Annotated in this window: 19 protein-coding genes; 4 read left to right on the plus strand and 15 right to left on the minus strand. The window is 58.2% G+C overall.

From position 1 onward, the window contains the following. Positions 1-49 precede the first annotated feature (49 nt). The 4 genes from KFE19_07300 to KFE19_07315 are packed head-to-tail and all read right to left on the minus strand — an operon-like array spanning position 50 to position 3638. Positions 50-1924, minus strand: a complete 1875-nt coding sequence (locus tag KFE19_07300) for a recombinase family protein (protein QUO39286.1) — start codon at positions 1922-1924, stop codon at positions 50-52. A gap of 23 nt (positions 1925-1947) precedes the next feature. After that, positions 1948-2253 carry a conjugal transfer protein TraG gene (locus KFE19_07305; GenBank protein ID QUO39287.1) on the minus strand — a complete coding sequence of 102 codons (306 nt, stop codon included), beginning with the start codon at positions 2251-2253 and terminating at the stop codon, positions 1948-1950. Next, positions 2250-2738, minus strand: a complete 489-nt coding sequence (locus KFE19_07310) for a PcfB family protein (GenBank protein QUO39288.1) — start codon at positions 2736-2738, stop codon at positions 2250-2252. The genes KFE19_07305 and KFE19_07310 overlap by 4 nt, the downstream gene beginning before the upstream one ends. 6 nt (positions 2739-2744) lie before the next feature. Continuing rightward, positions 2745-3638 carry a helix-turn-helix domain-containing protein gene (locus KFE19_07315; protein ID QUO39289.1) on the minus strand — a complete coding sequence of 298 codons (894 nt, stop codon included), beginning with the start codon at positions 3636-3638 and terminating at the stop codon, positions 2745-2747. 699 nt (positions 3639-4337) lie between these two features. Here KFE19_07315 and KFE19_07320 point away from each other — a divergent pair. After that, positions 4338-6221, plus strand: a complete 1884-nt coding sequence (locus tag KFE19_07320) for a hypothetical protein (protein ID QUO39290.1) — start codon at positions 4338-4340, stop codon at positions 6219-6221. A gap of 70 nt (positions 6222-6291) precedes the next feature. Here KFE19_07320 and KFE19_07325 read toward each other — a convergent pair whose 3' ends face one another. Beyond that, complete coding sequence (locus KFE19_07325; protein QUO39291.1) at positions 6292-6510, minus strand: helix-turn-helix domain-containing protein; 219 nt, start codon at positions 6508-6510, stop codon at positions 6292-6294. Positions 6511-7026: 516 nt separating this feature from the next. Between KFE19_07325 and KFE19_07330 the strand changes: the two genes are divergently transcribed. The 3 genes from KFE19_07330 (at position 7027) to KFE19_07340 (ending at position 10145) form a co-directional block, all read left to right on the plus strand. After that, positions 7027-7683, plus strand: a complete 657-nt coding sequence (locus KFE19_07330; GenBank protein QUO39292.1) for a class I SAM-dependent methyltransferase — start codon at positions 7027-7029, stop codon at positions 7681-7683. Between the two features lie 178 nt (positions 7684-7861). Continuing rightward, on the plus strand, positions 7862-8425 hold the full coding sequence (locus tag KFE19_07335) for an RNA polymerase sigma factor (protein QUO39293.1): 564 nt from the start codon (positions 7862-7864) through the stop codon (positions 8423-8425). 1 nt (position 8426) lies between these two features. Beyond that, the gene (locus KFE19_07340) at positions 8427-10145 is read left to right on the plus strand and encodes a PepSY domain-containing protein (GenBank protein ID QUO39294.1); all 1719 of its coding nucleotides are present in this window, start codon (positions 8427-8429) and stop codon (positions 10143-10145) included. A 63-nt stretch (positions 10146-10208) separates the two neighbouring features. Here the strand turns inward: KFE19_07340 and KFE19_07345 are convergent, their stop codons facing one another. The 10 genes from KFE19_07345 to KFE19_07390 form a co-directional block, all read right to left on the minus strand. Next, a complete protein-coding gene (locus KFE19_07345) occupies positions 10209-11177 on the minus strand; it encodes a hypothetical protein (protein ID QUO39295.1) in 969 nt (322 codons plus the stop codon). After that, a complete protein-coding gene (locus KFE19_07350) occupies positions 11174-12091 on the minus strand; it encodes a glycerophosphodiester phosphodiesterase (protein QUO39296.1) in 918 nt (305 codons plus the stop codon). The genes KFE19_07345 and KFE19_07350 overlap by 4 nt, the downstream gene beginning before the upstream one ends. Further along, positions 12088-12891, minus strand: a complete 804-nt coding sequence (locus tag KFE19_07355; GenBank protein QUO39297.1) for an HAD-IIA family hydrolase — start codon at positions 12889-12891, stop codon at positions 12088-12090. Before KFE19_07355 ends, KFE19_07350 begins: the two co-directional genes overlap by 4 nt. A 196-nt stretch (positions 12892-13087) precedes the next feature. Further along, positions 13088-13846 carry a DUF3169 family protein gene (locus tag KFE19_07360; protein ID QUO39298.1) on the minus strand — a complete coding sequence of 253 codons (759 nt, stop codon included), beginning with the start codon at positions 13844-13846 and terminating at the stop codon, positions 13088-13090. Beyond that, entirely contained in the window at positions 13830-14054 is a 225-nt protein-coding gene (locus KFE19_07365; GenBank protein ID QUO39299.1) for a helix-turn-helix transcriptional regulator, read from the minus strand. The genes KFE19_07360 and KFE19_07365 overlap by 17 nt, the downstream gene beginning before the upstream one ends. Before the next feature lie 689 nt (positions 14055-14743). Continuing rightward, the gene (locus KFE19_07370) at positions 14744-15961 is read right to left on the minus strand and encodes an AI-2E family transporter (GenBank protein ID QUO39300.1); all 1218 of its coding nucleotides are present in this window, start codon (positions 15959-15961) and stop codon (positions 14744-14746) included. Positions 15962-16005: 44 nt separating this feature from the next. Then, entirely contained in the window at positions 16006-16488 is a 483-nt protein-coding gene (locus KFE19_07375; protein ID QUO39301.1) for a gamma carbonic anhydrase family protein, read from the minus strand. 87 nt (positions 16489-16575) lie between these two features. Continuing rightward, positions 16576-17808, minus strand: a complete 1233-nt coding sequence (locus KFE19_07380; protein ID QUO39556.1) for an aminopeptidase — start codon at positions 17806-17808, stop codon at positions 16576-16578. Between the two features lie 74 nt (positions 17809-17882). Continuing rightward, positions 17883-18728 (minus strand): YihY/virulence factor BrkB family protein, encoded by an 846-nt coding sequence (locus tag KFE19_07385; GenBank protein QUO39302.1) that lies wholly within the window; start codon positions 18726-18728, stop codon positions 17883-17885. A 77-nt stretch (positions 18729-18805) separates the two neighbouring features. Further along, positions 18806-19141, minus strand: a complete 336-nt coding sequence (locus KFE19_07390; protein ID QUO39303.1) for an ArsC family transcriptional regulator — start codon at positions 19139-19141, stop codon at positions 18806-18808. Positions 19142-19167: the final 26 nt, after the last annotated feature.

The raw sequence follows: 19167 nt of genomic DNA on the forward strand, positions 1-19167 counted from the left end.
GGGATTTCCCGTAGCCCGGAAAATCCCTCTTGGTTGTCAGTATTCGGTTTTACTGTGCGGGTGCTGCGGCGGCTTCCTGTGCCTTTTTCTTTGCCCGGTATTCCCGTGCTTTCATGCGGTCATACTCCCGTCGCTTTTCAAGGTTACGCGCCCGGTACTCCCTTGAATACTGCCGGTGGTAGGCGCGGCTCTTTTCCTTTTGGGCTTCCTCGATTTTCTCCCGCATTTGCCGGATTTCCTGCTCCGTTGGCTCTGTAAGCTGTGTCACTTCGTTCTCAAATTTGCCGATATAGTTGAAATATATCCCGATGTGCTGAATGGCTTGTTTTGCCCTTTTCTTGTCGCGCTCATGCACTTCAATCCGGCTGATAAACTCGTTGAGAATGGCGGGGGTCAGGTCGGTAAAGGCAGCGTAGCGTTCCGTCAGCTTCAAAAACTTCTGCGCCCGTCCGCCCGCGTTCTCAAAAGCGGATAGCTGCTCTTGCAGCTCGGCAAGCTCCGCTTTCAGCGCATAGTATTCTTCTGAATACTTCTGCGACATTTGCTCATAGCGGTCTTGCGGGATCGTGCCGAGGGCGTTGTCCTCATAGAGCTTGTTCAGCACCTTGTCAATCTGTTCAAGGCGCGTCGTGATTTGCGGGATACGCTTCTGCTGTTTCTTGGTCTTGTCGGTCTGCTGCATGGCAAGGTTCTTTTTCACTAAGGCTTCAAATTCCGCCCAGTTGCTGATAGAATAGTCCTCGATTTTCTTCAGCACTTCCGCGATGGTCTGCATGAGCAAATCCGCGTCAATGATGTGCGGGGAATTGCATTTGGGGTTTTTGGCTTTTCCCTTGTGGTACTCGCTGCAATAGGCAACATGACGCTTGCCGCCATTCCGATAATCTATGCGAATGTGCATTTTCGCACCGCAATCCTTACAGAAAAGCAAGCCCGACAAAGGGTGGATTTCCCCGTCCCCGTTGGGGCGTTTGACGGGCGCATTTTCCAAAATCCGCTGTACGGTTTCAAAGTCGGTGCGGTCAATAATCGGCTCATGCACATTTTCGGTTATCTGCCATTGGCTCCGGTCTACATAGTGGTTCCGCTTGTCGCGGAAGTGCTTTGTGGTCTTGAAGTTGACAACATCACCGCAATACTCCTGCCGTGTGAGGATATGGGTCAGGGTGGCTTTGTTCCACTTATAGCGGTTGGCCTCATTGAGCGCCCTGTTTTTACAGGTTCCCCGCCCGCGCTCTTTCATGTAGAATGTGGGCGTTGGGATTTGCGCCTGCGTGAGATATACGGCAATTTGGTTTCGGTTTTTTCCGTCCAGAAACAGGCGAAAAATCAAACGAACAACTCCGGCGGCTTCCTCGTCGATAATCCAAAAATCCTTGTTGTCCGGGGATTTGACATAGCCATAGGGGGCTTCGGTGGCAATCGGCTTTCCACTCATGCCCTTCGTCTTAATGCCGGTCTTTACTTTCTTGCTGATGTCCTTTGCGTACCACTCCGACATGATGTTGATAAAGGGCGCAAACTCCAATGTATCGGGCTTTTCGCTGTCTATCCCGTTGTTGACTGCGATAAAGCGCACATTGTTCCGTCTGAATATCTCCATCGCATTGCCGACTTGGAGATAGTCACGCCCCCAGCGTGTCAGGTCTTTCATAATGCAGACACCGATTTTCCCGTTCTCTACATCGTCCATCATGCGGGAGTAGGCAGAACGGTCAAAAAATCTGCCGCTTTCGTCATCGTCAATGTAGTGCCGGATATTGGTTAAGTGCTGCCCTCTGGCGTAGTTCTCCAAAAAGATTTTTTGGTTCTGTATCGAGTTACTCTCACCGCCGTCCCTGTCCTCGTCGCCCACGGAAAGGCGGGAGTAAAGGGCTGTAATTTTACTATAATCAGTCATGTGCATAACCTCCTGTGCGTCCATATAGGCTTCCTTTACACTTAAAATTATGCACTCCATCGGGCGCTGCCGTACTCGATGCCCCGGCGGTATTTGCGGGCATTTTTCCCTTTGGCGTATACCGCCAGCCGGACAATGACCGCCCCAGTGATACCTGCCAGCAGGTCCAGCGGATGCAGGCTGGGCAGCCCAGAAGAAAACGCCTCCGCAAAGCCCTGGCTCAAATGCAGGAACTTTTCAGAGGCGTCAAGGCCGGGCGCAAGGCGCACCGCCTGGCAGAGCTTATCAAAGAGATATACGAACAGCAGATACGGGAGGTTGAGGATGAGAATCTTTTTCAAATCAACCGTCATAATTCCACACCCCGGTCTTTGGTCTTGACCTTCTCCCGCTGGCGGTGCTGGGCTTTGGCCTGCTGCTTTGCCTGCTCCAGCTCCTTGCGGATGGAGGGCTTTTTCTCTTTCTCCAGGTTCTTTGCGGAGAACTCCCGGAAGGCCGCCGTGATAACGTCGGCATCTCGCCCCTTGAAGAACACCAGATAGCGGGGTATCTCTCCGCTGGTGTCCTTTTTCAGCGCGAAGTCAATGCCGTACTTCTTGGCGGTGGCGGAAAAGGCCCGGATGTTCTGGTCGGTGATCTCAATGTTGGAAACGCCAGTGTTATGCTTCATCAGCTGCCGGAGGGTCTGCTTGCCGTAGTGCAGCTTGGTTTTGTGGCCGGTCACTCCTTTCTGCATCTCGTCCAGCACTTTTTTCATGGCCTGTTGTAGCATCCCGGCGGAGAGCTTGGTGGCCTCCACACAGAGAGCAACGGTGCGCTGGGTCACTTCTTCCTGCATGAGTGATTACCTCCTTTCTCCGCTGCCGTACAGGTCGTGGTTCACCAGGGACGCATAGTAGCTGTCGATGGTGGCCGGGGCGTTATACAGGGCAGCCAGCAGATATTTCTTGATGTTGCGGACATAGGTGGTGTTCTCCCGCATACGGTCCAGCACATACTCGATGTGGGAGCTGTTCAGCTTCAGGAACCGGGATTTGACCACCTCCGCCGGATAGTCGTCCCCGGCAATGCGGATCGTCTCCCTGCGGGAACAGACGGTATCCACCATGAGTTCCACCAGCTCATTCAGCATATCCCGATCCAGCCGGTCATCCCGGCATAGATAGTCATACTCGATATTCTCCAAAATCAATTCCCGATAGCTCTCTCGCTCCCGCATCCAGTCCCGTCCGGTCCGTTTGGCCCCTGCGGGGGTTTGGGGGCTTGATTGGATAGGATTTGATCCTTCCGTACTTGATGAATCAGTATTTTGTTTTTCAGGATTTCTTTTCTCTTTATTTAATTTCGGCCGGTTTTCCAGACATGGGTTATCCATATCCGGGTTTTCCGTATCTGGACAAGCCGCATCCGGCTCGTCCTCACACGGCTGGCCCGTGTTCGGGGGATGGGGCGTCTCGTAGATGACATACTCCACATCCACGATTTTGCCCTTGCTGTCACGCAGGCGATTGCGGACTATGTACCCGGCGCGCTCCAGCTCCTTTAGGGCGGAGCCAATGCTGTCCGTACCCTCCTTGCAGATTTTCGCCAGGCCCCTGGTGGTGTAGTTCCAGTCCTCCGGCAAGGACAGCATCATGGAGAGCAGGCCTTTGGATTTCAGCGACAATCCCGCGTTGCGCAGGTGGTGGTTGGACATCACCGTGTAGTCGCGGGTTTTCTCAATGCGAAATACCGCCATGGTATCACCTCCTTTCGGCGGTCTAAAAAAGTGTTCGTTTTCAGGGAAAAGACGGTCTCTATTCCGCTCGGACACCCCGGAGGGGAAAATCTATGGGCGGGGGGGTTCCGGCTGACTGTGGGAGAAAAAACATGGGATTTTCGACTCCTTTCGTGTCAGTTTTGACTTGGTAATCAAAATATCGTTGTGGTAATCTCAGAGCCAGAATAAATGATACAAAGATACAAATGGATATGAAAAAAGGCCATAGGACTAAACCTATGACCTTTAAACTGCTCTGTTCTTGAGATTTACAAGGAAAGTCGATTTATGTCAGAAATCAATACTCATAGAATTGAAATTTACCTGAATTGGATTTATACTTTAAAATGAAATTTACCCCAAAATAGATACAGAGAGGTAACAGCCATGAGCTCATTTTCGACAATAGCCTGCTATGCTGCTCTAAGTTCCTGTTCTAGAGAAGATATACTCCACGCTTATGCCAGAATGATTGCGGCTCTCATACAGAGAAATAGATACAAAACATGCGATATAGACACTCTATGTAAAGATTTCAAAGCCTATTATGGCTTTTCAGTTCCCTATCATCCAATGCAAACAATTCTTTCTACATGTATTAACTTTGGGTTTCTAACATATAATTCCTCTATACATCAGTTTGTCCCTGACTATGCCCATATTGATGAAGAGGACTTTATGGATATTGTTGAAAAAACAGACCAAAAATATCGAGAAATCCTTGCTCGATTCAAAGTTTTTTTGCAACAAGAGTATAACATCTATTCTTCTGATGAAGATATGGGTGACAAAATACTTGCATTTATTGAGCGATATGGCATTAAAACTAAAGTAGATAGAAGGGTGTTAAGAGAAGTCAAAGACGATTATTTGTTTGCAGCTTTTTTGGTCCATTGTGAAGAAACAGGTCAGGCCGACATTTTGGACTATTTGAACGATTATACCATTGGCCTAGCATTGTCGGAAGTCTTTGCATATTGTGAATCTCCGCAATCTTATACAGCTACGGACGCATGTGTGTATTTGGATACTGGCTTGCTGTTTAAGCTATTTGGCATTGATAGCTCTGACCGTGCTGATAGCTACGAACTATTTGTCAGAAATATTCAAAAACTAGGCATGCATGTCAAGGTATATGATCATACCGTTAGCGAAATGATCGGTATCATCGAAGGTTCAAAGCCGTGGATTAACAATCCCAATTATGATGCAACGCTTTCTTCTGAAGCAACCTATTTCTTTGTACGCAATCAGTGGAGCATAGATGAAATTGATGAGTTCTCTTGCAATGTACGTACTAGATTAAAGGAAGATTTCAACATTACTATAGACAATATGGCGTACCCCAAAGTAGAAGATATTCAGACTTTAACAGAGGCAACCATTAAAGAAATGATCATCACGGAATATAAGGATTCAAACCCTGATGTTCAGATTGATGATATAGATTATAGTATTAACCAAGATGCAAAATCTATCTTCTTTACTCAGCATAAAAATAATACGGTTGTTCCATATCACCTAAATGATGTTAAAAATATTTTTATTACAGCAAATAGATCATTAGCACGGGTTGGCTATAAGATTTCTCATGATTATGCGCTCACCAAGGACTTTTTTATACCAACTGTTATGACAGATATTAAATGGGGCACTTTAATCTGGTTTAATAGCCCGTCTACGCTATTTTCGGTTAATAGGCCCAGGCTGGTTTCTGCTGCATATGCTGCATTTCGACCTTCTAATGATGTGACAAAAAAATTAAATGATGCTCTAATAAAGTTGGAGAAAAAAGGTGATATTACTCCGGAACAGTGCTATTTCTTGAAAGTTAGCCCTGTTGCTCAAAGAATTCTTGGGAAACTGACGGCAAACGATTCTGATAAGCTCATTGATTCTACACCGCTAGAAATTCTAAAAGAAATTCGTCAGAGCGCATATGCAGAAGGAAGTATATCTCGCCAAGAAGAAATTGATGATTTAACAAGAAAAAACGAGATGGCGGAGTTTGAACTTGCAAAAGCTAAACAGCAAAGGATTATTTTTGAGTGTCAGCGGAAAGTTGAGGTATTAGAGAAAGAGAGAACGGACACAAAGAAAGAGATAGAAGATCTTTCTGAATTTCTGGGCGAACAAAAGCAGGTAAAAGATGCAATTGACATGTTTGTCAACAAGCAGATTTTGGGATTAAAAATAGTTATATCAATAGCATCTTTGATAGTAATAGGAATTGCGATTTACATTGGCACAAATTATTCTGAAGTATTAGGCGTTATTACGGCTGTACTTCCGATACTCCTAATTGTTGTGACGATTTGGAATAAAGATGAAATCAAGATTCTTTCTCTAATATCAAGAGCGAGAAAAGCACTATTTAACCGCCAAGCAAATTTGCGGCGCTATTCAGCCGAAAAAGTGGAACAGGCTGTACACCAAAAGGAGAGGGCTGAAGAAAAACTTGCACTTATAGATGCAAATTTAAGAGAGGCTCGCAAAGAGTTACATCAGGAAAGCACCAAACTTGATAGATTTTCTGCCGATATTTCTATATTGCAAAGTTAAAAGCCAGACCTTTACAAAGGGCGACTATATTAAACTGCCGCAGGCTAACAGCCTGCGGCAGTTTAAGCACTTATTCCATTTCGTCGTCCAGCCCCTCTGCCTTTAGCCAATCCTCAAAGGACTTTCTGGAGATGCGAATCATGTTGCCGATGCGGATCGTCTTGAACAATCCGGAGTTGGCGAGTTTATAGGCCGAAGCGCGGCCGATACCGAGAATGGCTGCGATGTCATTCACGGTGTATGTTCTGCTTTGGGGCGTTCCTTTTTCGTTGGGTGTGTTGGTGCTCATAAGATTATCCTCCATCTGTGCTAATAGCATTTTGAAATGGCCCCTGGAAGCCCTCTGTCACAAGGGGTTCCTGCTAATACCTTGCTAATACGACATTTGAAAAGCCGTTGTAAGGCAGCATATTTCAGGGGAATTTGTGCAAATTGACCTGCCTCCAGGCAGCACAATTTGCGAAGAAACAACACGGGAAGATATGATATGAACAATTTACGAAATGGTACGCCGTACTCCTAAGCGATAGGCCGCTGGTTCGAATCCAGTTCGGGGTGCCAGCGCCGGAGCAGCCCAAGAGCTGTTCCGGCGCTCTCTGCTTTCCGTCCCACATGCCAGCATGAGGCAGGGGCTTGACAGAGTTGCACAAAACTAACTATAATTGTATTTAATTTCCACGATTTTTCTAAACAGGCTGCTTTTTCCGCTCCCGGGCAAAAAAGCGCTGGAAACGGCGTTGTTTTTCATCACAGGGAGGCACACTAGAGCAGACACATCTCCGCCTGCCGGCTGAAAGGAGGCCCCATGATCAAAAAGCCACGGATTAGTGAATCGGAAATCGGGATCCAGGACCCGGTCACCGCCGGGATGTACGACCGCCTGGCCCGCCAGCTGCGGGACTGGGGCTGGAACGGCGTGCGGGAGATGCTCTCCGCCGACCTGGGCAGCGGTGCGCTGCTGGAGCTGGGTCCCGGCCCGGGCTATGTGGGGCTGGAGCTGGCCCGGCAGCTGGGTTCCCGGAGCCTCACCGGCTGTGAAAGCAGTCCCCTGATGGTCCGGATCGCCCGGAAAAACGCCCAGGAGTATGGGATGCCCGCCGATTATGTAGTGGGCAGCGCCATGAATCTGCCCTTTCCCGACGGCAGCTTCGACTGCGTAGTGTCCAACGGCTCCCTCCACGAGTGGGAGACGCCCCGGCTGGTCTTTGACGAGATCTGGCGGGTGCTGCGGCCCGGCGGCCGGTTCTGCGTCACGGATCTGCGGCGGGACACAGCGGTGTGGAAGCAGTGGCTGCTGCGGCTGCTGGTGCGTTACCGCCCTCTGCGGATGGGACTGGAATCCTCCATGGCGGCAGCCTATACAGCCCCGGAGTTAACTGCCATCCTGCATCAGACCCGTCTGTCCGACGCCCAGGTCCGCAGGACCTTCCTGGGGCTGTGCGTCTGCGGCGTCAAGAACTGAATTCCTTTCAGGCGGTCCCCTTCCGGGGGCCGCTTTTTTGCAGCAGCAGATTTTTTGTCGCTTTCCATACTTCCCTCCCCTGCAGGGCGGTGGTATACTGAATTGAAAAACTTTTTCCTCTATCGTGCAATAAAGGGCCCTCTTCGCCCGTTGATAGAGTGAACAGGAGGAAGCCACCATGTTCTGCATGACCGTGGCGGCGCCGTCCCCGGGAGACGACGCCGTTTTGGACCAGTGCATCGCCCGGATCGCGGGTGGGGACCAGGAGGCTCTTGCGGACCTGTACAGCCGCACCCGCCCCGCCGTATACGGCTTCGCGCTGTCGATCCTGAAAAATCCCCACGACGCCGAGGATGTGCTCCACGACGCCTACCTTCAGGTATGGCAGTCCGCCGGCCAGTACCGGACCCAGGGCAAACCCCGGGCCTGGATCATGACCATCGTGCGGAATCTGTCTCTCAGCCGCCTGCGCCAGCAGGGCCGGACAGAGCCTCTGGTTCAGGAGGACTGGCAGGACCGTCTGGCCGACAATCCCGCTGTTTCCCAGGAGGACCGGATGACCCTGCTGGCGTTGCTTGAGGCCCTGGGGGACCAGGAGCGGCAGATTGTCACGCTCCACGCCCTGGCCGGACTGAAGCACCGGGAGATCGCGGCCATGCTGGCGCTTCCGCTTCCCACTGTTCTGTCCAAATACAGCAGAGCTTTAAAAAAGCTCCAGCTCGCATGGAAGGAGGCCAACTGATATGGATATCCGGGAACAGGAGATCGAGCAGCGGCTGCGCACCGCCATGGACCACGCCGCGCCGGACCCTCTGGATCGCATCCTGGCCTCCTGTACGGAGCAGAAAGGAACCGTGATCCCCATGACCGAATTCAAAAAGCCCCGCAGGCGCTGGGCACCCCTGGCCGTGGCCGCCGCCCTGGCCGTGGTGTGCTGCGCCTTCGGCCTGACCAGCTGGCGCAGCGCCAGCGCCGTGGCCTCCGTGGTCTCCCTGGACGTGAACCCCAGCATCCAGCTGCAGGTCAACAAAAACGAGAAGGTCCTCTCCGCCGACGCCCTGAATGAGGACGCGGAGGTGATCCTGGACGGTATGGATCTCAAGGGCACTCAGCTGAAGGTGGCGGTCAACGCCATCGTGGGCTCCCTGCTGCAAAACGGGTATCTGGACCGGCTGTCCTCCGCCATTTTGATCTCCGTGGAGGACGACGACGCCCTCCGGGCCGCCCGGCTGGAGAGCGACCTGACTTCCGAGGTGGGCACTGCTTTGCAAAACGCCTCCGCCGGTGCCGCCGTCCTCAGCCAGGTGGTGGGCTATGACGCCGAGCTGATCTCCCTGGCTCAGGGCAGCAGCATTTCCGTCGGCAAGGCCGCCATGGTCCGGGATGTCCAGGCCCTCAACGGCCAGCTGGACTTTAACGCTCTGTCCGCATTGTCCGTGGAGGAGCTCAAGCAGCTGCGGGAAACCGGCGCCCCGGCCATGCCCGTCGGCAAGGACGCCGCGGCCCAGGCCGCCATCGCCTACGCCGGGCTGGCCGCCTCCGCCGTCACCTACTATGACGTGGATCCCGAACTGGACGAGTACCCGGCCCACTATGAGGTGGAGCTGTACACCGCAGGCGGTGAATTCAGCTACGACGTAGACGCCTGGACCGGGGAGGTCCTCAAGGGCCCCGCCAATGTCTCCAATCTCGGCACCTCCGCTCCGACCACTGCCGCCTCCGGCGGCATTACCGCCGACAAGGCCAAATCCATCGCCCTGGCTGACGCCGGTGTCAGCGAGAGCGCAGCCCTGGGCCTGCAGGTCAAGCAGGACTGGGACGATGGGATCGCCCTCTATGAGGTGGAGTTCCGCTCCGGCGGTGCCGAGTATGAATACGACATCCGTCTCTCCGACGGCGCTATCCTCAAGTCCGAGCGGGACGAGGACAACAACTACACCCACTTCGCCGCCTCTTCCTCCGGCGCCCTGATCGGCGAAGCCGCGGCCCAGTCCGCCGCCCTGACCCACGCCGGGGTCAAAGAAGCGGACACCTCCTATCTGTCCTGCCGCCTGGAATACGACGACGGCCGGCTGGAGTGCTACGAGGTGGAATTCCGGGCGGGAAACACCGCGTACGAGTACGAGATCGGCCCCTATGACGGTGCCGTGTGGAAGGCGGAACGGGAGAGCCACGCCGCTGTATCCACCTCCGGCACCACCGGCGGAGCCACCTCTTCCGCCGCCTCCGGCGGCAGCAGTTCCTCCGGCTCCTCCTTCATCGGCGCGGAGGCCGCCAAGGCCGCCGCCCTGGCCCACGCCGGCGTCAGCGCATCGGCGGTCCGGGAGATGGAGTGCGAGCTGGACGAGGACGACGGCTCCTACCGCTACGAGATCGAATTCAAATCTGCTCAGACGGAGTACGAGTACGAGATTGACGCCCGCACCGGCGCCGTGTTGAAAGCCCAGCAGGATCACGACTGATTGATCGCAGCCATAAGCGCCCCGGACCGAAAGGTCCGGGGCGCTGTTTTGATCGCGGTGTATTCAGGGTTCCGGCAGAGCGTCCGGCTTCGCAGGGGGCGTCTGCCCGGCGTCGGGGGCGGCCGCCTCCTCCGCCTTTTCCGCAGAGTCCTCCGGCAGGATACCAGCCTCCTCCATGGCCTGGCGCAGGTAGTCGTGGTCCTCAGTCTTGCGGCTGGGGACGAAGTTCTGGGCCGGGGTCCGCTTCCTGCCCTTGCTCTTGGCATAGAAGAAGCCGGTGACGGAGAAGACCACCGCGCCGATGAAGTTCACGAACAGGTCCTTCATGGTGTCGATGATGCCGATATCCAGATATCCGCCAAGCCCCAGGGCCTCGCCGTTGATATAGACCTCCTGGATGTTGGGGATGGTGACCACCTTGTTGGACCGGGTGGTGTCCAGAGCGACAGTGTGGAGCGCGTGGACGATGGTGTCCTTCTGCATGTCGGTGCCGAAGAAGTAGTCCATGGAGAACTCGAAGAACTCCCACAGCACGCCGATGGTCATGGAAAAGCAGAAGGCCACCAGGGCCAGAAACAGCGGCGACAGGTCAAAGGTCAGCCGCTCGTCGTCGTTGAGCAGCATGACCATGGAAAAGCCCACCGCTGCGGCCAGAAAACCGTTGAGAGTGTGGAGCATAGTGTCCCAGTTGGGCACCACCACGTAGAAGGCGTTGACCTCGCCCAGGATCTCGGCGGCGAAGATGAAGCAGAGAATGGTGATCTCCAGGGCCGGCGGCAGCTCGATCCGCAGCTTCACCTGAATCCAGCTGGGCACATAGAGGAGCAGCAGCGCCAGGCCGCAGAAGAAGGCACTCTCATAGCTGCCCAGCATGATCTGGCGGACCAGGGTCACGATGACCAGGGTCCGCAGCACGGCAAAGACGATGAAGGAACTCTTGTGCTCCCGCAGCTCCATGGCCATGGCTTGGCGGAAGCTGCGCTTTTCCCGCTTCTTCAGCCGCTTTTTTTCTTGTTTTTCTTCTCTGGTCATTTCGCCGACCCCTCCTCCGGGTCAAATCCCTCAAAGATCGGCAGCGCCCCCAGGCGCTCCGTCTCCTCCAATTCCTCCGGCGCCCGGATGGTCCACAGGGCCGTCCGTCCGCCCCACAGCCGCCACAGCGCCATGGGTGCCATCCGCCGGTCCTGATACCGGCAGGCCACGAAATCCGGCCGGGTCAGGCAGTTGCACAGCAGCGCCGTCAGGGCCAGCCGGTTTTTCAGGGGCTGGTCCTCCCCCCGCCGCAGAAAGTCCTGGGTCAGCTGGCCCCGCAGCACCTCCGGCCGGTGTTTCCGCAGCCATGCCAGGCACCGGGGGTCAAAGCTCTCGATACAGTAGTCTGCGCCGAAGCGGTCCAGACATTCCATGGTTTTTTCACACAGGGCCGCGTGGTTGCCCCCGGCGGTTTTCAGCTCCACCACCAGCGGCGCTCGCCCCTCGAAGAGGGGCAGCACCTGCTCCAGAAAGGGAACGGACTCCCCGGTCCCGGCCAGCCGCAGCTTCCCCAGCTGCGCCGCCGTCAGGTCCTCCACCTTCGCTTCCACGCCGCACATCCGGGAGAGGTTGCTGTCGTGGACCACTGCCAGATGCCCGTCCGCCGTCAGGTGGACGTCCAGCTCCGCGCCGTAACCGGCCTCCGCCGCCCGGCGGAAGGCCCACAGGGAGTTTTCCGGCACGCCGGAGCCGTGGAGCCCGCGGTGGGCATACCGTTTCCCCGCCAGCCTCTCCCACCCCGGGCCGCCGCGGCGGCCGTGGAGCACGAACCAAATCAAAAGCAGCACCGGCGCCAGGATCTCCAGCACCCGCGTCAGTAAAAAGCCTCCGAAAAACAGCGCCCCGGCAAGCCCGGCCACCACCAGGGCGACCAGCACCAATACCACTACCGCGGTCACAAGAACTGTCGTCATCTCCGTGCCTCCCGAATGGCGGCCAGCAAAGCCGCCATGTCCTGATAAATGGCCGTGGGCGGCGTTGGGCTGACAGCGGCGTCGGCCGCTGTGGCCTCCCCGGTCAGCACCAGGGCCGTGTCCACCCCGGCGTTGACGCCGCAGGCAATGTCCGTATACAGCCGGTCCCCCACCATCAGCGCCTCCGACTGTGCGCACCCGGTCTGTTCCAGGGCCAGGCGGATCATGGTGGGGTCTGGCTTTCCGATGTAGTGGGGCTCCCGGCCCGCGGCGCCCCGCAGCATGGCGCAGATGGAGCCGCAGTCCGGCATGAAGCCGTACAGGGTGGGGCAGGCCAGATCCGGATTGGTGGCGAGGAAATCCACCCCCCGGCACAGCAGGCGGCAGGCGTCCTCCACCTTCCGGTAGGTAAGCTCCGTGTCGAAGCCCACCAGCACTGCCCCAACGTCATCGTCCGGGGTCTCCCGGATATCAAAGCCCGCCTGACGCAGCTGGCGGCAGAAGGACGCCGTCCCCACGGCGAAGTACGCCTCCCCCGCCGGGCGGCTGGTGCGCAGGTAGTGGACCGTGGCCTCCACGGCGGTGAGGAACTCCTCCCGCCGCGCCGTCACGCCCAGGCGGGTCATTTTCTCCAGTCCCGCGTCCACGCCCCGGGAGGAGTTGTTGGTCAGATACCGCACGGCGCCGCCGTGGGCGCGGACATCCTTCAAAAATTCCGCCGCCCCAGGCAGCAGGGAGTCCTCCAGATAAATGGTGCCGTCCAGGTCCAGCAGGAACAGTCGCTTTTTGCTCAGATCCACGTCCGCGCCTCCTCTCGCAATGGAGCCAGCATACCACAAAGCGCCGCCGCTTGCAAGGGAGGCCGGAAGAGGCGGAGCGCTCTTGCGCTCCGCCTCCGCTTTTTGTATGGACCGGCTGGTCAGCTCCGCTTCCGCTGTCCCGGTAACAGCAGCATGCAGCAGGCAACCAGTACTGCGATCAGCAAGGTGATATCCATTACAGCGCTCCTCCCTTCCGGCCCAGCCGGATGCTCTCCAGAGTATAGGTGATCTGCAAAACGCCGAACACGGCCAGCACCGCCGCCGCGGGCAGCAGCCCCGTACCAAAGGCGAAGTGGAACACCATCAGCGCCACCCAGATCCAAAGGCACACCTTGGTGGCCGCCAGATAGGCCTTGTAGCAGGCCTGACCGGTCTGCCGCTGCTCCGACTCGTCGCAGCTGTCCATCCACTTCTTCTGGAACTGCATGTCGTAGACGCTGCCCCGCTTCTCCGGGTTGATCTTCTTCGTCAGGTCCACGACCTTCTGCTGCAGCACCGTGGCCACGCCCACACCCACGAAAAATTCCACGATGAAGGCTCCCATGGCCGCGGGGCTGCCGGCGTAGACCACTGCCACGGAGAAGAAGAACAGGTCGCACAGCAACGCCACAGCGGACATCAGCAGCGCCCAGCTGAGCTGCTCCTCGGCGGCATCGATGGTGTCCTCATCCTCACCGTCCCAGGTCCTGTAAAGGCCTTTGGCCTTGGCGTACAGCCCCCAGCCGATGCCCAGGGCAATCAGGTTCGTCACCGGGATGCCCCAGGGGGCGGAGGCGGTCAGGGCCACACTGAGCGCCTGCCGCACGCTGTCGGCGAGATTGCCCACGTTCAGAAAGCCCGCCGCAAAGCCCAGCACGCCGCCAAAGAGCCCGGCGCCCAGAATGGTCAGGAAAAATTTCGGCAGAGCCCTGCGGTTGTCACTCCTGGTTTTCATCGTCTCCGTCCTCCTCATAGGAAAAAATGTCCTCCACGGCAGTGCCGCAGATCTTGGCCAGCTTCAGCGCCAGCGTCACCGACGGCGAGTAGTCTCCCCGCTCGATCTGGCTGATGGTCTGGCGGGACACTCCCGCCAATCGCCCCATCTCCTGCTGGTTGACCCCCAGCCGGGCCCGGTGTTCCTTGAGCCGGTTGTAAAGCGGCATGGCGCGCCTCCTCTCTGACAACTTTTTCCGTCAACATGACAACTATCCTTGTCATTCACAGGATAGCATTGACAAGGATCGTTGTCAATAGAAAACGTGAATTTTTTTTGGCGGGTACGTTGATCGGAGTTGGTCCGATGCCGGGCCCTCATCCGGCGCCTGCTGCGCAGGCAGCATCTCCCCCCCCGGGGGAAGGCTTGGGGCAGGCGAAGGGCAGGAAGAGGACGGATATTGACTCCGCCCCTACGGTAAAATGGAGAAGCCCTCAGCGACCACCGGGGCAGCGCATAACGCGGGGGAGGAGGAACCGGTGGAACACTGGTGGCGGAAATACCAGGAGCGCCGCAGCGCGAGACAGCAAGAGAGAAGCAGCGGCAAGTCCGATGACCCCCCAGTTATCCGCCCTATGGTCTGTGCGGCTCCGTGGTCTTTCGTTTGCCGGGGAACGGCGCAGGGACAGCGGGACCACCGGCCTCTGCCGCACCGATTCGCCCGCCCCCCCGTACGCACGAACAGGCGGACCCACAAAGTGGGTCCGCCTGTTCATCAAAGCGTTTTTTCTTTTGGACCGGCCGCGGCCCGGAAGGTGAATTGCCCCAAAGGGGCAAGAGATGCCCCTCTGGAGAGTCCTCTTTTTGATGCCGTCAAAAAGAGAATGGAGGCGGATCCCCTGCGGGGCTCCGCAGTCCTCAGCGTTTGGGTTTTTTCTCCCGGGGCGGTTTCGCCTCCCTCGCCGAAGCGGGCCTCGGAGGAGGCGGCGCCTCCCGCCATTTCTCCTCCGGCACCGCGCGCTGGCGCAGACGCTGCTTCACGTAGTCCCGGAACAGGGCGTAGAGCACGGAGCACAGAGGGATGAATACCAGCATACCCAGAATGCCCATAAGGCTGCCGCCCAAGGTCACGGCGGAGAGCACCCAGATGGAGGGCAGACCCACGGAGGACCCCACCACATGGGGGTAGATGAGGTTCCCCTCCACCTGCTGCAAAACCAAAAACAGCACGATGAACCACAGGGCCTTCCAGGGGTCCCCGATGGCAATGAGCAGCGCTCCCACACCGCAGCCGATAAAGGCCCCCACAATGGGGATCAGGGCGGTCAGGGCGATCAGCACACCCACCAGCAGCGCGTAGGGCATCCGGAAAATGGTCATGGCCGCCACAAACAGCGTGCCCAGGATGCAGGCCTCCAGGCACTGGCCGGAGAGGAAGCTGGAGAAGGTCCGCCCGGCCAGACGCAAAACCTCCAGCGCCCGGTCGGCCCACCGGGTCGGCAGCAGGGCGTAAATCACCTGCCGGCCCTGCCGGGCCAGCTTTTCCTTTTGCAGAAGGATGTAGAATGAAAAGATCAGACCGATGACGAAGGTGCTCACACCGCTGACCACGCCGCCGATCAGCCCGCCGCCGGAGGACAGCAGTCCGCTGCCCAGGCTCTGGGCAAAGTCCAGCGCCTTCCGGGAGAGGCTCTGCCAGTCCATATCCAGCTCCGCGATGAAATCCTGGATCATGGGCAGGTAGGCGGAGAGCCCATTGAGCCACTCCTGCAGGCGCTCAATGGCGCCGGGCACCTGGCTGGCGATGGACCGCACGGCGTCGGTGATGCCGGGCCCGATGACCGAGGAGGCCAGAGCCAGCACGCCCAGTACTGCCACCAGCGTCAGCAGCAGCGCCAGCGGCCGCCGTGCCCCGGCGCCCCGGGCTGCTCCCGGGAACAGGTGCCGCTCGATGGCCCGCACGGGGACATTGAGGATGAAGGCGATGGCGCAGCCCAGCAGGAAGGGACTGAGGATCCCCAGCAGCCAGGCTGCCGCGGCGATCACGGTCCCCAGATTCTGCAGCGCGCAGTAAAAGGCCACGCCGCCGCAGATCACCAGCAGCAGGCCCTTGATATTACCTTTGTTCAACTCCATAGCGTTTCCCTTTGTGTGCCTTCCGCCGATAAGGACGGCACGGCTCAGCTCCGGCGGTATTTCTCCGCCGTGTGGAGATAGCCCCGGGCGGAGATCCGGTTGCCCTCGATCTCCTCCGCCGTCAGGGGCCGGACCACCTTGGCGGGGCTGCCCAGGATCATGGACCCGGCGGGGGCGTCCATTTTGCCGGTGACCAGGGCCCCGGCGCCCACGATGCAGTCGTCGCCGATCCGGGCGCCGTTGAGCACGGTGGCTCCCATGCCGATGAGCACATTGTCGCCGATGGTGCAGCCGTGGACGATGGCGCCGTGGCCGATGGTGCAGCCGGCGCCCACCACCGTCTCCTCGTGGAGCACGGCGCAATCCTGGATGTTGGTGTTCTCACCCACGGTGATGGCCCCCTCATCGCCCCGCAGGACCGCGTTGTACCAGATGTTGACACCCTTGCCCAGGGTCACCTCGCCGGTGACGGAGGCGCCGGGGCAGATCAGTACGTGTTCGTCGCTCTCTCTCTGTTTGTAAGCCATGTTGGTTCCTCCTATGTGATGTTTCCCGCCAAGGCCGGGGAGCCCGCCTCTCGGGGCGGGCAGTGCGGCCTTGTATCGTTTCTCTGTTCAGATCTCCGGGGCGAAGTTGCCGTTTACGAACACGGGTACCTCCCGCCCGTCCCGGGTGGTGCCGGTGATATTCAGGTCCGCCGTGCCCACCATGAAGTCCACGTGGGTGATGGAGTCGTTGAGCCCCCGCGCCTTGAGCTCGTCCTTGGTCATCTCCCGGCCGCCCCGGATGCAGGGGTATGCCTCGCCGAAGGCGATGTGGCAGGCGGCGTTCTCGTCAAAGAGGGTGTTGTAGAACAGGATCTTCTGATTGGAGATGGGGCTGTCGTAGGGCACCAGGGCCACCTCGCCGAAGCAGGCGGCGCCCTCGTCCACGCTGATGGCGGCTTTCAGCGCCGCCTCTCCCTGCTCCGCGCGGGCCTCCACGATCCGGCCCTCCTTCACCACAAAACGGAACTTGTCGATGATGTGGCCGTCGTGAGCCAGGGGCATGGAGGAATACACCACGCCGTTGACCCCGGTTTTCAGCGGGGCGGTATAAATCTCCTCCGTGGGGATGTTGGCGATGAAGGGCACGCCGGAGAGGGTGCGGTCGTTGCCGGCCTCCCAGACACAGCCCTCCGGCAGCTCCACGGTCAGATCGGTGCCCAGGCTGTTGGTGTAGTGAAGAGTCCGCAGGTCCAGGGCGTTGAGCCGTTCCAGCCGGTGGGCCAGGGTCTCCAGATGGGCCTGCCACCGCGCCACGGCGCCGCCGTCCCCCCCTACCCGGACGGCGCGGAAGATGGCCTCCCACAGCCGCTCCATAGCCTCCGCCTCCGGCAGGTCCGGGAACACCTTCCGGGCCCAGGAGGGAATGGGGATGGAGGCGATGCACCAGGGGAAGCCGCTGGACATCTGCAGACGGTCGAAGTCCTTGAGTGCCTTGCCGCTGGCCTGCTGGCTACGGACCAGACGGCCGGGGTCCACGCCCTTGAGGTTCTCCGGGTCCGAGGCGGAGATGGCCAGGTATGCCGCCCCCTCCAGGGCGTAGTCGTTGTAGAAGTGACGCCGCCACAGGGGCACCGTATCGAACACGGCGTCCTCCGCGCGGAGGTATTTCATCCGGGCCAGGGCGTCATCACTCCAGTTCATGACCACCTCCCGGCAGCCGGCGTCATAGGCCTCCGCCGCGCAGAGCCGGGCGAAGAAGGCGCACTCCACCGGGGAGGAGATCACCAGAGTCTGGCCCTTCTGCACGTTCAAACCTACCCGCACCAGCAAGCTGGCGTATTCCCGCAGTTTTTCATCCATCAAGGCACGTTCATCCTTTCCGTTTTTCTGGATCATTTTTCCCATTGTACCGGATTTCCGGTCGGAAGTAAAGGCTACACGTCCCCCTGCCCGTCCTTGCGCAGACTCATGATGGTGCCGTTGAGTTCCGCCCCCAGAATGAGGGTGGCGGCGCTCATATACAGCCAGATCAGCAGCACGATCACCGCGCCGATGGAACCGTAGAGCAGCGAGTAGTGGGCCACATTGTCCACATAGAAGGCGTACAGCCAGCTCAGCGCCAGCCAGGCCCCCAACGCCGCCAGGGTCCCGGGCCAGATGTTCCGCCAGGGCTGGCGGACATCCTGGGCCAGGGCATACAGGAAGAACAGGGCGAAATACCCCGCCACCGCCGACACCGGGAACCGCAGCCGGGCCCACAGCTCCGCCAGAAACGACGGCAGATGGAAGTTCTCCACCGCGTACAGCAGCAGCCGGTCGCCCACGGTCATCAGTGCCAGGGTCACGGTGATGGTGACGATCAGCACCACCGTGTAGAGAAACGTCTTGATCACATGGCGTACCGCCGCCCGGGGCGGCCCCAGGTGGTAGGCGGTACGCACCGCCCGCATCAACGTGTTGGTGGCCCGCATGGGAAAGTAAATGGAGAAGAACAGTCCGAACAGCAGCAGCTGGGGACTGGGGTCCTCCCCTACATAGTTCAGATACATTCCCACGATGCTGACCACCTCCGTGGGCAAAAACTCCACCAGAGCGTCCAAAATGGCCGCCACATCCAGCTGCAGCAATCCCAGCAGGGCGCTGATGAAGATCAGCAGCGGAAAGATCATGAACAGCAGGTAGAAGGCCAGGGCGGCGCTCTGGCTGCCCACATTGTGGCGCAGATACCGCTGGGTCATGAGATACGCGCCCCGCAGCCAGCGGTTTTTCGGCAGGACCATGGGCCACCCTCCTCTCCGATTTTCCTCAGACGTTCGACTTAGTATGCGCGGTTTGGGGCCGTTTCAACGCCCCGGCCTCACTCCCACGTCGCCCAGACCTCCGGACAGTATCCCACGGTGGCCTCCCGGCCGTTGCGGACGATGGGGGTGCGAAACAGCTCCGGGTGCTCCAGGAGCTTCTCCTCCCGGGCCTCCGGCGTAAGGTAGGCCATGTAATGGGCCTCGTAGGCCCGGCTCCTGGTATCCACCAAGGCCTCAAAGCCCACTTTCTGCTTGACGGACTGGTACTCCCGGGGGGATAATCCCTTTGAGGGGACGTCGATATACTGGTACTTGATGCGGCGCTCCTTGAACCACCGCTCGGCCTTCCGGGTATCGAAGGACTTGGAGGCGCCGAAGATCTGGATATTCATTGTAACACTCCTTATAGGGGGAAATG

Source organism: Dysosmobacter sp. Marseille-Q4140, assembly GCA_018228705.1.
Lineage (GTDB): Bacteria > Bacillota > Clostridia > Oscillospirales > Oscillospiraceae > Oscillibacter.